At 72.0% G+C, this 12,776-nt stretch carries 10 protein-coding genes; 1 reads left to right on the top strand and 9 read right to left on the bottom strand.

The annotated features are described in order from the left end of the window. Positions 1 to 292: 292 nt before the first annotated feature. Positions 293 to 928 (bottom strand): pyridoxamine 5'-phosphate oxidase, encoded by a 636-nt coding sequence (gene pdxH / locus AC07FA_RS23120; protein WP_479077898.1) that lies wholly within the window; start codon positions 926 to 928, stop codon positions 293 to 295. Positions 929 to 1,221: 293 nt separating this feature from the next. Between pdxH and AC07FA_RS23115 the strand changes: the two genes are divergently transcribed. After that, on the top strand, positions 1,222 to 2,331 hold the full coding sequence (locus AC07FA_RS23115; protein WP_479077897.1) for a citrate synthase 2: 1,110 nt from the start codon (positions 1,222 to 1,224) through the stop codon (positions 2,329 to 2,331). 10 nt (positions 2,332 to 2,341) lie between these two features. Here AC07FA_RS23115 and AC07FA_RS23110 read toward each other — a convergent pair whose 3' ends face one another. From AC07FA_RS23110 to AC07FA_RS23075, 8 genes are all read right to left on the bottom strand, one after another. After that, the gene (locus tag AC07FA_RS23110) at positions 2,342 to 2,929 is read right to left on the bottom strand and encodes a TetR/AcrR family transcriptional regulator (RefSeq protein ID WP_479077896.1); all 588 of its coding nucleotides are present in this window, start codon (positions 2,927 to 2,929) and stop codon (positions 2,342 to 2,344) included. Continuing rightward, the gene (locus AC07FA_RS23105; RefSeq protein WP_479077894.1) at positions 2,917 to 3,651 is read right to left on the bottom strand and encodes an enoyl-CoA hydratase family protein; all 735 of its coding nucleotides are present in this window, start codon (positions 3,649 to 3,651) and stop codon (positions 2,917 to 2,919) included. Before AC07FA_RS23105 ends, AC07FA_RS23110 begins: the two co-directional genes overlap by 13 nt. Continuing rightward, positions 3,648 to 5,288, bottom strand: a complete 1,641-nt coding sequence (locus tag AC07FA_RS23100; protein WP_479077893.1) for a 4-coumarate--CoA ligase family protein — start codon at positions 5,286 to 5,288, stop codon at positions 3,648 to 3,650. The genes AC07FA_RS23105 and AC07FA_RS23100 overlap by 4 nt, the downstream gene beginning before the upstream one ends. A gap of 131 nt (positions 5,289 to 5,419) precedes the next feature. Continuing rightward, positions 5,420 to 6,592, bottom strand: a complete 1,173-nt coding sequence (locus tag AC07FA_RS23095; protein ID WP_479077892.1) for an acyl-CoA dehydrogenase family protein — start codon at positions 6,590 to 6,592, stop codon at positions 5,420 to 5,422. Beyond that, the gene (locus AC07FA_RS23090; RefSeq protein ID WP_479078262.1) at positions 6,589 to 8,538 is read right to left on the bottom strand and encodes an acetyl/propionyl/methylcrotonyl-CoA carboxylase subunit alpha; all 1,950 of its coding nucleotides are present in this window, start codon (positions 8,536 to 8,538) and stop codon (positions 6,589 to 6,591) included. Before AC07FA_RS23090 ends, AC07FA_RS23095 begins: the two co-directional genes overlap by 4 nt. An 8-nt stretch (positions 8,539 to 8,546) precedes the next feature. Continuing rightward, positions 8,547 to 10,145 (bottom strand): acyl-CoA carboxylase subunit beta, encoded by a 1,599-nt coding sequence (locus AC07FA_RS23085; RefSeq protein ID WP_479077890.1) that lies wholly within the window; start codon positions 10,143 to 10,145, stop codon positions 8,547 to 8,549. Continuing rightward, positions 10,142 to 11,842 (bottom strand): acyclic terpene utilization AtuA family protein, encoded by a 1,701-nt coding sequence (locus AC07FA_RS23080; protein WP_479077888.1) that lies wholly within the window; start codon positions 11,840 to 11,842, stop codon positions 10,142 to 10,144. Before AC07FA_RS23080 ends, AC07FA_RS23085 begins: the two co-directional genes overlap by 4 nt. Then, complete coding sequence (locus tag AC07FA_RS23075; protein ID WP_479077887.1) at positions 11,842 to 12,642, bottom strand: TIGR03084 family metal-binding protein; 801 nt, start codon at positions 12,640 to 12,642, stop codon at positions 11,842 to 11,844. The genes AC07FA_RS23080 and AC07FA_RS23075 overlap by 1 nt, the downstream gene beginning before the upstream one ends. Positions 12,643 to 12,776 lie beyond the last annotated feature (134 nt).

The raw sequence follows: 12,776 nt of genomic DNA, 5'->3' as shown, positions 1-12,776 counted from the left end.
CTTCCCGGAAATCGGGAGGCTCGTTAAATCGGTTGTGCGGAGCCGGAGACGTTCCTACGGTGTACGTACACGTTGAAAGGAGGTGATCCGAAAAGTGCAGTCTTATCGGATTCGTGAGGTGGCTGCGGGCTGACAGCCCGTCGTCGCACACTGTGCACCTCGGCAGGCTGTCTGCCGAAAACCAAGCAGTCACCGACCCGCAGGCTCGCCGGTAAGTCCGGCCGGCTCCTCCGCAAGGAGGGACCAGAGCCTGCGGGTTTCTGCGTGTCCGGGCAGGGAAGCCGGGCCTGTCCTACGGGCAGAGGCGTTCCACGTGCCAGGCGGCCGGGTTCTCCGTGGAGCGTACGTAACGCAGCCGGTCGTGCAGGCGGTTCGCGTGGCCCTGCCAGAATTCGATCGAGTCCGGTACGACGCGGAAGCCGCCCCACTGCGGGGGCGCCGGGACCTTCTCGCCCTCCGGGTAGCGGGCGGCCAGTTCCTCGTAGCGGTCGACGAGTTCCGCGCGTGAGCCGATCACCGTCGACTGCTCGCTCGCCCAGGCGCCCAGCTGGGAGCCGTGCGGGCGGGTGCGGAAGTAGGCGACCGTCTCTTCGCGGCTCACGCGGGCCGCTCTGCCGGTGACGACGACCTGGCGGGCCATCGGGTGCCAGGGGAAGAGCAGAGAGACGTACGGGTTGGCGGCCAGTTCGCGGCCCTTGCGGGAGCCGTAGTTCGTGAAGAAGACGAAGCCGCCGTCGTCGTACTGCTTGAGCAGCACGGTGCGGGAGGACGGACGGCCCTCGGGTGTGGCCGTGGAGACCACCATCGCGTTCGGCTCGTGGAGCACACCGCCCGCTGCGACCTGGCTGAACCAGTGGGCGAACTGGTCCATGGGATCGGCGGCGAGGTCCTTCTCGGTGAAGTCCTCGGAACGGTAGTGCTCGCGCATCACGGCCGGATCGGTGGTGCAATCGTGACGAGGGGTGCGAGCGGAGGAGGGTGAGGAGTCTGGGGTGGGCACGGGGCCATCCTGCCGCAGGGGTCGAGTCTGCCCGGCGGGGAGGGGCCGTAACCGTCCACCGGGGAAATGGGGCCCTGTGCCGGATGTCACGCTTCCCCGCGTCGTGGGAACCCGCCAATATCTTGGATCAGGCGTCTGTGGCCTTCGGCCTTCGCACAGCCGTTCAGCAACCAGTCGCCGCACAGCCGCCGGACCAGCCGCCGATCTGAGGGAGCCGCCCCATGTCCGCCTTCGTACCCGGACTCGAAGGAGTCGTCGCGTTCGAAACGGAGATCGCCGAACCGGACAAGGAGGGTGGCTCGCTCCGCTACCGCGGTGTCGACATCGAGGACCTCGTCGGCCAGGTCTCCTTCGGCAACGTCTGGGGCCTGCTGGTGGACGGGGCGTTCAACCCCGGCCTGCCGCCCGCCGAGCCGTTCCCGATCCCCGTGCACTCCGGCGACATCCGGGTGGACGTGCAGTCCGCCCTGGCGATGCTCGCGCCCGTGTGGGGCCTCAAACCGCTGCTGGACATCGACGAGCGGACCGCGCGCGACGACCTGGCGCGGGCCGCCGTGATGGCCCTGTCGTACGTCGCCCAGTCGGCGCGCGGGCAGGGGCACGCGATGGTCCCGCAGAGCGAGATCGACAAGGCGGAGTCCGTCGTCGAGCGCTTCATGATCCGCTGGCGCGGTGAACCGGACCCCAAGCACGTCAAGGCCGTCGACGCCTACTGGACCTCGGCCGCCGAGCACGGAATGAACGCCTCCACCTTCACCGCCCGTGTCATCGCCTCGACCGGCGCCGACGTGGCGGCGGCGCTCTCCGGCGCGGTGGGCGCGATGTCGGGTCCGCTGCACGGCGGCGCCCCGTCCCGGGTCCTCGGCATGATCGAGGAGATCGAGCGCACCGGTGACGCGACGGCGTACGTGAAGCAGGCCCTGGACAAGGGTGAGCGGCTGATGGGCTTCGGGCACCGCGTGTACCGGGCCGAGGACCCGCGGGCGCGCGTCCTGCGGCGTACGGCGAGGGAGCTGGCCGCGCCGCGCTTCGAGGTCGCCGAGGCGCTGGAGAAGGCCGCGCTCGAGGAGCTGCACGCGCGGCGCCCCGACCGGGTGCTGGCGACGAACGTGGAGTTCTGGGCGGCGATCGTGCTGGACTTCGCGGAGGTTCCGGCGCACATGTTCACGTCGATGTTCACGTGTGCCCGTACGGCGGGCTGGTCGGCGCACATCCTGGAGCAGAAGCGCACGGGCCGGCTGGTGCGGCCGTCCGCCACGTACATCGGTCCGGGCTCGCGCGACCCCCGTGAGATCGGCGGGTACGACCAGATCGCGAACCTGGGGAACTGACGGCGGGTTGTCAGTCCAGTACGCCGTCCAGCAGGGCCGCCCACTGGGCGACGACCCTGCGGCGGCGGGCCGCGTCGTCCGTCAGCAGGTTGGCGAGCCCCAGGCCGCGGGCCATGTCCAGGAGGCCCTGGACCGTCTCCCGTACGCCCGGCTTCTCCTCGTCGGCGCCGAGGAGTCCGACGGCGATGCGGTGGGTCTCGCGGCCGACGCGGGCTTCGAGTTCGGTGACGCGGGGGCGGAGCTGCTCCTCGTTGGACGCGGCGACCCAGAGCTGGAGCGCGGCGCGGAAGAGCGGGCCGGTGTAGAGGTCGACGAGGGCGGCGACGACCTCCGTGCGGCCCTGGACGGGCAGGGCGCGCAGGGCGGCCGAGCGTTCCTCGGCGACGTATTCGACGGCCGCGGTGAACAGGTCCTCGCGGGTCGGGAAGTGGTGCTGGGCCGCGCCCCGCGACACCCCGGCGCGTTCGGCGACGACGGAGACCGTGGAGCCCGCCCAGCCGTGTTCGGCGAGGCAGGCGACCGCGGCTTCGAGGAGGCGCAGGCGCGTGGCGCGGCTGCGGTCCTGCTTCGGTGTCTTCGGGGGTGTCACAACACCCATGCGGGGTCCCGTCGTTCGAGGAAGGCCGTCATCCCTTCCCGTGCCTCGGCGGAGGTGAAGAGGGCTGCCGAGCGGGCGATGAGGTCTTCGGCGTGCTGATCGAAATTCTTCAGCACAGTAGCCGTGACCAGTTCCTTGGATGCCCGCAGACCTTGCGGCGAGGCCCTGCGCAGTCCGTCCAGTACCGGTTCGAGTGCCTTGTCCACGTCCTCGGCGGCCAGGGTGACCAGACCGGTGCGGGCGGCTTCCGTCGCGTCGAAGCGTTCGCCGGTGAGGAAGTAGCGGGCGGCGGACGCCGGGTCCATGCGGGCCAGCAGCGGCACCGAGATCACGGCGGGGGCCAGGCCGAGCCGGGACTCGGTGAGGGCGAACGAGGCGCCGGGCCCGGCCACCGAGATGTCGCAGGCGCTCAGCAGCCCGAGGCCGCCGGCCCTGACGTGTCCGGTGACCCGGGCCACGACCGGCTTCGGCAGGGCGACGATCCGGCGCATCAGCGCGACGAACGCCGCCGGGTCGGGTGGCCCCGTGAGGTCCGCGCCGGCGCAGAACGTGGTGCCGGTGTGGGTGAGGACGATGGCCCGTACGGTGTCGTCGGCCGCGCAGGCGTCCAGGGCCTCCCCGAGCGCGCCGACGAGCCGCGCGGAGAGCGCGTTGCGGTTCGCCGGTGAGTCGAGGGTGAGGGTCGTGACGCCCTGGACGTGCGTCGGGTCGGCGAGGGTCATGCGGGGCTCTCCTGGTGGGGTGCGGCGGGGTCGGTGAAGTCGGGGTCGGCGGGGCCGGCCGTGGCGGTCTTCTCGCGGTCGCGCAGTTCGCGCCGGAGGATCTTCCCGGAGGCCGCCCGCGGTACGGCGTCGATGAACTCGGCCTGCCGGACCTTCTTGTACGGGGCGACGCGCTCGGAGACGTACGCCATGACGTCCTCGACCGTCAGCGTCTCCTCACCGGCCCTGCGTACCAGGTACGCCTTCGGGATCTCGTTGCCGTCGGCGTCGTACACCCCGATGACCGCGGCGTCGGCGATCCGTTCGTGGCCGAGCAGCAGCGCCTCCAGTTCGGCGGGGGCGACCTGGTAGCCCTTGTACTTGATCAGTTCCTTGACCCGGTCGACGACGTACAGCCAGCCCTCGTCGTCGACGCGCCCGATGTCCCCGGTGTGCACCCAGCCATCGCTGTCGATCATGTCGGCGGTGGCCTCGGGGCGTCCGAGGTAGCCCTTCATCACCTGGGGGCCGCGGATGAGCACTTCGCCGTCGGTGCCGGTCCCCGCGTCCTTGCCCGGGTCGTCCAGGGCCACGATCCGCATCTCGGTGTTGGGGAGCAGCTTCCCGACCGCTCCGGGGGGCGGGTTCTCGGCGGACAGCGGGACGACGTGGGTGCCGGGTGAGAGCTCGGTCATGCCGTACGCCTGGCGGACGGGCGGCAGTCCGAGCCGGGTGGAGCAGGCGGTGGCCAGACCGGCGTCCAGAGGGGCGGCGGCGCTGACGATGTAATCCAGCGAGGACAGGTCGTACTGCCCGACGGCGGGGTGCTTGGCGAGGGCCAGGACGATCGGCGGAGCCACGTACAGCCCGCTGATGCGGTACTTCTCGATCGCGCCGAGGAACTGGGCGAGCTCGAAGCGGGGCAGCACCACGACCGTGGCGCCGCAGCGCAGCGGGGCGTTCATCAGAGCCGTGAGCCCATATATATGAAAAAAGGGCAGCACCGCAAGAATGGTGTCTCCAGGACCCATGGGGATGAAGGGGTGCAACTGCTCCAGGTTGGTGCCGATGGAGCGGTGGGTGAGCATGACGCCCTTGGGGGCGCCGGTGGTGCCGGAGGAGTACGGGAGGGCGGCGACGTCCTCGGCGGGGTCGATGGTCACGTGCGGTTCGGGTGCGGTGGAGCCGAGCATGTCGAGGACGGAGGTGTGCCCTTCGGCCTGGTCGCAGACGAAGATCTCCCGGACGGAGCCGGCGAGCGCCGCCGCCTTGCGCGCGGTGTCGAGGAGCGGGGACACGGTGACGATCCACCGTGCCCCGGAGTCGCCGAGCTGCTTGGCGAACTCCTCGACGGTGGCGAGCGGGTGGACGGTGGTGACGGCGGCCCCGGCCCGGGTCGCCCCGTAGAAGACGGCCGGGTAGGCGATGGTGTTGGGGCTGTGCAGGGCGAGGACGTCGCCCTTGCGCAGCCCCGCCTCGGCCAGGGCCGCCGCGATGCGCCGGTGGAACGTGTCGAGCTGGGCGTACGTGACCGTGAGGCCGTTCGTCCCGTCGACCAGGGCGACGGTGTCGCCGTATGCGGCGGCCCGTCCGAGTACGGCTTCGTGAATGGGCACTTCGAGGGCCGGAACGTCTGCGTACTCGCTGCTGAACACCATGGCAGTCCCCTTCGACCGATGCTTCGGCGGGCGTTTCTACGGGTGTTTCTACGGATGCTTCCACGGGTGTGGAGTGCCAGAATCGCGTCTGTCGCACGGGCTTGGGGAGACCCTGGACGCGACTGTCGCGGTCAGTACGACTTGGGGAGTCCCAGCGACTGGTGGGAGACGTAGTTGAGGATCATCTCCCGGCTGACGGGTGCGATCCGGGCGACGCGGGCCGCCGTGACGAGCGAGGCGAGGCCGTACTCGCGGGTCAGGCCGTTGCCGCCGAGGGTGTGGACGGCCTGGTCGACGGCCTTCACACAGGCTTCGGCCGCGGCGTACTTCGCCATGTTCGCGGCCTCGCCCGCGCCCATGTCGTCGCCCTCGTCGTAGAGCCGCGCGGCCTTCTGCATCATCAGCCGGGCCAGTTCCAGCTCGATGTGCGACTGGGCGAGCGGGTGGGCGATGGCCTGGTGGGCGCCGATGGGGTCCTTCCACACCTGCCGGGTGCGGGCGTAGTCCACGGCGCGGGCGATCGCGTACGTGCCCATGCCGAGGGCGAAGGCGGCGGTCATGATGCGCTCGGGGTTCAGCCCGGCGAAGAGCTGGAGCAGCCCCGCGTCCTCGTCGCCGACGAGCGCGTCGGCGGGCAGCCGTACGTCGTCGAGGACCAGCTCGAACTGCTTCTCCGGCGCCTGGAGTTCCATGTCGATCTGCCGGCGCTGGAAGCCGGGTGCGTCGCGCGGCACGATGAAGAGGCAGGGCTTGAGCTTGCCGGAGCGGGCGTCCTCGGTGCGGCCGACGATGAGGGTCGCCTCGGCTATGTCGACGCCGGAGACGAAGACCTTGCGCCCGGTGAGCAGCCAGTCGGCGTCGGGTCCTGAGCCGTCCCTGCGGGCGGTGGTGGTGATGCGGTGGGAGTTGGACCCGGCGTCGGGTTCGGTGATCCCGAAGGCCATGGTGATGCTGCCGTCGGCGAGCCCGGGGAGCCATCGCCGCTTCTGGGCTTCGGTGCCGAAGCGGGCGATCACGGTGCCGCAGATGGCCGGGGAGACGATCATCATCAGCAGCGGCGAGCCGGCCGCGCCCAGCTCTTCGAGCACGAGGGAGAGTTCGGCCATGCCGCCGCCCCCGCCGCCGTACTCCTCGGGGAGGTTCACTCCGAGGTAGCCGAGCTTGGCGGCCTCGGCCCACAGTTCTCGGGGGTGCTCCCCCTCGCGGACGAGGGAGGTCATGTAGTCGCGGCCGTACCGCTTGCCGAGGGCGGCGACAGCGGCGCGCAGGGCCTGGTGCTCTTCGGTGTCGAGGGCGGTGCTCATACGTTCTCCTCCGGTGCTGCGGGTTCGGTGACGACGGCGAGCAGGGCGCCGACCTCGACCTGGTGGCCGGGCGCGGCGTGGAGTGCGGTGAGGGTGCCGGAGGCGGGAGCGAGGATGCGGTGCTCCATCTTCATGGCCTCCAGCCAGATCAGCGGCTGCCCGGCCTCGACGGCCGCGCCGGGTGCGAGACCGTCCGCGAGGCGGACGACGGTGCCGGGCATGGGCGCGAGCAGGGAGCCGGGTTCGGTGCGTTCGGTGGGGTCGGTGAAGCGGGGCAGGACGGTGAAGGCGTGCGAGCCGGTGGCGGTGTCGACGTACACCCGGTCGTGGTGGGCGGTGACGGTGAAGTGCCGGGTGACGCCGCCGGTTTCGAGGGTGACGTGGCCGGGTCGCGCGGTGACGACGCGGACGTCCGCGACGGGGACGGGACCGTCGCGGGTGGTCCGGTAGGCGGCTTCCGTCTCGGCGCCGTCGGGCTCGCCGCGGTAGCGCTTGGTCTGCGGCTGCGAGGGGAGGTTGCGCCAGGCGCCGAAGCGGGCGGGACCGGGGCTCGCGTCCCCGTGAGTGCTGCCTGCCGCGTCCGCGAGCGCGGCGGCGAGTGCGGCGAGTTCGCGGCCCCCGGGCTGCTGGACGAGGGTGTCCAGGTGGCGGTCGTAGAAGCCGGTGTCGAGGCGGGCGGCGGCGAAGTCCGGGTGGCGCAGGGAGCGTACGAGCAGGTCGCGGTTGGTGGCGGGCCCGTGGATGCGGGCGCGTTCCAGTGCGCGGGCGAGGTGGCGTACGGCTTCGGCGCGGGTGGGGGCGTGCGCGATGACCTTGGCGAGCATGGGGTCGTAGTGCACGCCGACCGTGTCGCCGCCGGTGTATCCGGTGTCGAGGCGCAGCCCGGGTTCTTCGGGGACGTCTAGCGTGAGCAGTGCTCCGGTCTGTGGCTGCCAGTCACGGGCGGGGTCCTCGGCGTAGAGCCGGGCCTCGACCGCGTGTCCGCGCGGCTGCGGGGGCCCGTCGGCCGGCAGCGGTCCGCCTTCGGCGATCCGCAGTTGCAGGGCGACGAGGTCGAGTCCGAACACGGCTTCCGTCACCGGGTGTTCGACCTGGAGCCGGGTGTTCATCTCCAGGAAGTACGGGCGCCCTTCGGCCGATACGAGGAACTCGACGGTGCCCGCCCCGAGGTACCCGACGGCCCGCGCGGCGGCGACGGCGGCCTCGTGCAGCCGGTTCCGGAGCGCGTCGTCGAGGCCGGGCGCGGGCGCCTCCTCGATCACCTTCTGGTGGCGGCGCTGGAGCGAGCAGTCCCGGGTGCCGAGCGCCCACACCGTCCCGTGTCCGTCGGCCATGACCTGGACCTCGACGTGCCGGCCGCGTTCGACGTACGGCTCGGCGAAGACCTCGCCGTCCCCGAAGGCGGCGGCGGCCTCGGCGGCAGCGGCGGTCGACTCGGCGGGCAGCGCGGCCAGTTCCCGTACGATCCGCATCCCGCGCCCGCCGCCGCCCGCCGCCGCCTTGAGCAGCAGTGGCAGATCGTCATCGGTGGCGGTCCGCGTGTCCACGGGTGCGAGGAGCGGCACGTCGGCGGCCGCCATCAGCTCCTTGGCGCGGGTCTTGGACGCCATCAGCTCGATGGCCTTGACCGGGGGGCCCACCCAGACGAGCCCGGCGTCCTGCACGGCGGCGGCGAATCCGGCGTTCTCGGAGAGGAAGCCGTACCCGGGGTGGACGGCGTCGGCGCCCGCGGCGAGCGCGGCGGCCACCACGAGATCGCCGCGCAGATACGTGTCGGACGGCGCGGCCCCCGGCAGGCGTACGGCGGTGTCGGCCTCCCGTACGTGCAGGGCGTCGGCGTCCGCGTCCGAGTACACGGCGACCGTGCCGATGCCCAGCTCACGGCAGGTGCGGAAGATCCGGCAGGCGATCTCGCCCCGGTTGGCGACAAGGAGGGTGGTGATCACGTTCGTCCTCACATCCGGAAGATGCCGAAGCCGCCGCGGGCGCCCTCGACCGGTGCGGTGTGGATCGCGGACAGGCACATCCCGAGGACGGTCCTGGTGTCGCGTGGGTCGATGACGCCGTCGTCGTACAGCCGGCCGGACAGGAACATCGGCAGGGACTCCGACTCGATCTGCTGCTCCACCATGGCGCGCAGCCCGGCGTCGGCCTCGTCGTCGTACGGCAGCCCCTTGGCGGCGGACGACGCACGCGCGACGATCGACAGCACCCCGGCCAGTTGCTGCGGTCCCATCACGGCCGACTTGCTGCTCGGCCAGGCGAAGAGGAAGCGGGGGTCGTAGGCGCGGCCGCACATGCCGTAGTGCCCGGCGCCGTACGAGGCGCCCATGAGCACCGACAGATGCGGCACCCTGGAGTTCGACACGGCGTTGATCATCATCGCGCCGTGCTTGATGATGCCGCCCTGCTCGTACTCCTTGCCGACCATGTAGCCGGTGGTGTTGTGCAGGAAGAGCAGGGGGATGTCGCGCTGGTTGGCGAGCTGGATGAACTGGGCGGCCTTCTGCGACTCCTCGCTGAAGAGCACGCCCTGGGCGTTGGCGAGGATGCCGACGGGATAGCCGTGCAGGCGCGCCCAGCCGGTCACCAGGCTGCTTCCGTACAGCGGTTTGAACGCGTCGAAGTCGGAGCCGTCGACCAGCCGGGCGATGACCTCGCGCGGGTCGAAGGGGACCTTCAGATCCCCCGGCACGATCCCGATCAGCTCGTCCTCGTCGTACTTCGGCGGTTCGGCCGGCCCCGGGTCGCCGTGCGCCTTGCGCCAGTTGAGGCGGGCGACGATGCGCCGGGCCTGGCGGATCGCGTCCTGCTCGTCGACGGCGAAGTGGTCGGCGAGGCCGGAGGTACGGGCGTGCATCTCCGCGCCGCCGAGCGATTCGTCGTCGCTCTCCTCGCCGGTCGCCATCTTCACCAGGGGCGGCCCGCCGAGGAAGACCTTCGACCGCTCCTTGATCATCACGGTGTGGTCGGACATGCCGGGGACGTAGGCACCGCCGGCGGTCGAGTTCCCGAAGACGACGGCGACGGTCGGGATTCCGGCGGCGGACAGCCGGGTGATGTCACGGAACAGCGCCCCGCCGGGAATGAAGATCTCCTTCTGCGAGGGCAGATCCGCACCTCCCGACTCCACGAGGCTGATGCAGGGCAGCCGGTTGGCGAAGGCGATCTCGTTCGCCCGCAGGGCCTTCTTCAGCGTCCAGGGGTTGGAGGCCCCGCCGCGCACCGTCGGATCATTGGCGGTGATCAGGCATTCCACCCCTTCCACCACCCCGATCCCGGTGACGAGCGAGGCACCGACCGCATACTCGCTGCCCCAGGCGGCGAGCGGTGACAGTTCGAGGAACGGGGTGTCCGGGTCGACCAGCAGCTCGATCCGCTCCCGGGCGAGGAGCTTGCCGCGCTTCCTGTGCCGGGCCACGTACTTCTCGCCGCCGCCCGCGAGCGCCTTGGTGTGCTCGGTGTCGAGCTCGGCGAGCTTCGCGAGCATGGCCTCGCGGTGCGCGGCGTACTCGGGCCCTGTGGTGTCGAGTGCGGTGGGCAGGACGGTCATGCGGTCACCTCCGTGGTGTCCAGCAGCGATACGGGGACGGGCAGGCACCGGGACCGCAGCCACTCCCCCACCGCCTTGGCCTGGGGGTCGAAGCGGGCCTGCGCGGCGACGCCTTCGCCCAGGAGTCCGTGGACGACGAAGTTCAGGGCGCGGAGCTGCGGCAGGACGTGGCGTACGACGGTGAGCGGACCGGTCTCCGGCAGCAGCTCCTTGAAGCGCTCGACGGTCAGCTCGTGGGCCAGCCAGCGCCAGGCGTCGTCGCCGCGCACCCACACGCCCACGTTGGCGTCGCCGCCCTTGTCGCCGCTGCGGGCCCCGGCGATCCGGCCGAGCGGGACGCGTCGCGTCTCCTGCCCGGGGAGCGCGGGAGGCAGCGCGGGCTCCGCGACCGGAGCGAGCACCCGCGTCTCCACGGGCCCGGCCACCCGCACCCGTCCCCCGTCGGGCAGGACGGCCACGTGTTCCACCTCGGCCGCGGGCACGGATGCGGCCTCGAACACCCCGTAGGGGGCGCCCTTCCCGGGCGGGGCGGTGACATGGAAGCCGGGATAGCTGCCGAGGGCCAGCTCGACGGCGGCGCCCGACACCGCCCGGCCGACCGCGTCGGCGTCCGGGTCGCGGACGACAAGCCGGAGGAGGGCGCTGGCCGTCTCCTCGCTGCGGGCGTCGGCGTGGTCGGTGCGGGCCAGCTCCCACCGCACCTCGGCGGGCCGGGCGCCGGACCGGGCGAACGCGTCCTCGAACTGGTCCCGTACGAGCTGCGCCTTGGCCTCGATGTCGAGGCCGGTGAGGACGAAGACGACCTCGTTGCGCCACCCGCCGATCCGGACGAGCCCGGCCTTGAGGGTGGGCGGTGGCGCCTCGCCGCGCACCCCGGAGATCCTGACCCGGTCCGGTCCGTCCTGCGTCAGCCGTACGGTGTCGAGCCGGGCGGTCACGTCCGGGCCCGCGTACCGGGCTCCGTTGGTCTCGTACAACAACTGCGCGGTCACCGTGCCGACATCGACGACACCCCCCGTACCGTCGTGCTTGGTGATGACGGAGGACCCGTCGGCGTGGATCTCGGCGACCGGGAAGCCGGGCCTGCGGACGTCGTGGTCGCCGAAGAACGCGTAGTTCCCGCCGGTGGCCTGGGTCCCGCATTCCAGTACGTGCCCGGCGACGACGGCCCCGGCGAGCGCGTCGTGGTCCTCGGGGCCCCAGCCGAAGTGGGCGGCGGCGGGCCCGGTGACGAGGGCGGCGTCGGTGACCCGTCCGGTGACGACGATGTCGGCCCCGGCCCGCAGGCACGCGGCGATGCCGGCGCCGCCGAGGTAGGCGTTGGCGGCGAGGAAGCCGTCCGGCACGGGGAGGCTGTCGCCCTCGACATGGGCGACGCGCACCGGCACGCCCACCTTGTCCGCCAGCTCCCGGACGGCATCGGCGAGTCCGGCCGGGTTCAGCCCTCCGGCATTGGCGACGATCCTGACTCCCCGCTCCTGTGCGAGCCCGAGCCCCTCCTCCAACTGCCGCAGGAAGGTGGTGGCGTACCCCCGCCCCGGGTCCTTGAAGCGGCTGCGCGCCAGGATCAGCATGGTGAGTTCGGCGAGATAGTCGCCGGTCAGGACATCGAGGGGGCCGTCGGTGAGCATGTCGCGTACGGCGTCGAATCGGTCACCGTAGAACCCGGAGGCGTTGCCGATCCGCAGGGGCCTCATCAGCGGTTCCCCCTCGCCGGGCGCCCCGGGCCCGCCGGTCCGGCGAACGCCTGGGCGATGTCCAGCCACTGGTCGGCGTCCGCCCCGACGGCCCGGACCGCGAGGTCGTCGCGGTGCGCGCGCCGGGTGACGAGCAGGCAGAAGTCGTGGAGCGGACCGGTGACCCGCTGTGGCGCGCCCTCCGGGCCGTACGTGATCAACTCACCGTCCGGCGCGGTGAGTTCCACCCGGAACTCCTCCTCGGGCGCCTTCGTCCCGCGTACGAAGTAGGCGTAGTCGCGGGCCCGCACCCCGATCCGCGCCACATGCCGCAGCCGGCCGGCCGGGGCCCTGGTGACACCGAGGGCGTCGGCGACGTCCTGCCCGTGCGCCCAGGTCTCCATGAGCCGGGCGCTCGCCATGGAGGCCACGCCCATCGGCGGCCCGTACCAGGGAAACCTGCTCCCGGGCGCCGCCGCCCGCAACGCCTCCTGGAGCCGGTCCCGCCCGTCCCGCCACCGCGCGAGCAGCGCGTCCGGCGCCAGCGCGCCCACCAGTTCCTCGGCGGCCCGGTCGACGAAGGAGTCCGGGTCCGCCATCGCCAACCCGGCCTCACCCGCGAAGGCGTCGGCGTCGGTGACGGAGAGCAGCGAGACCTCGTCGGTCCAGGCGAGATGCGCGATCTGATGGGCAACGGTCCACCGCTCGGCGGGCGTGGGCAGCGCCCACCCCTCCCCGCTCAACCCGGCGACCAGCGCGTCGAGTTCCTCGCTCTCCTCGCGCAGGTCGTCGAGCACGGACACGGCTGCGGCATCGGACACGGTGCACTCCCTCGGGGCGTGGCGGTGTGCCCAGGAGCATGTCAGCGAGCAGATAAACAAGCAAGCATGCTTGCATTATTTTTCGCGGGCATCGCACATACCCGGGGGCCCCGGTGCACCACCTGGTGCACCGG

Source organism: Streptomyces sp. NPDC045968 (genome assembly GCF_056430475.1).
Note: the sequence above shows the minus strand (reverse complement) of the source record. Positions and strands in the feature narration are given on the sequence as shown.

What these genes read in the sequence shown, in the direction of transcription:
- pdxH (WP_479077898.1), bottom strand. Translation starts at nt 928, where the DNA reads ATGCGCGAGCACTACCGTTCCGAGGACTTCACCGAGAAGGACCTCGCC.
- AC07FA_RS23115 (WP_479077897.1), top strand. Translation starts at nt 1,222, where the DNA reads ATGTCCGCCTTCGTACCCGGACTCGAAGGAGTCGTCGCGTTCGAAACG.
- AC07FA_RS23110 (WP_479077896.1), bottom strand. Translation starts at nt 2,929, where the DNA reads ATGGGTGTTGTGACACCCCCGAAGACACCGAAGCAGGACCGCAGCCGC.
- AC07FA_RS23105 (WP_479077894.1), bottom strand. Translation starts at nt 3,651, where the DNA reads ATGACCCTCGCCGACCCGACGCACGTCCAGGGCGTCACGACCCTCACC.
- AC07FA_RS23100 (WP_479077893.1), bottom strand. Translation starts at nt 5,288, where the DNA reads ATGGTGTTCAGCAGCGAGTACGCAGACGTTCCGGCCCTCGAAGTGCCC.
- AC07FA_RS23095 (WP_479077892.1), bottom strand. Translation starts at nt 6,592, where the DNA reads ATGAGCACCGCCCTCGACACCGAAGAGCACCAGGCCCTGCGCGCCGCT.
- AC07FA_RS23085 (WP_479077890.1), bottom strand. Translation starts at nt 10,145, where the DNA reads ATGACCGTCCTGCCCACCGCACTCGACACCACAGGGCCCGAGTACGCC.
- AC07FA_RS23080 (WP_479077888.1), bottom strand. Translation starts at nt 11,842, where the DNA reads ATGAGGCCCCTGCGGATCGGCAACGCCTCCGGGTTCTACGGTGACCGA.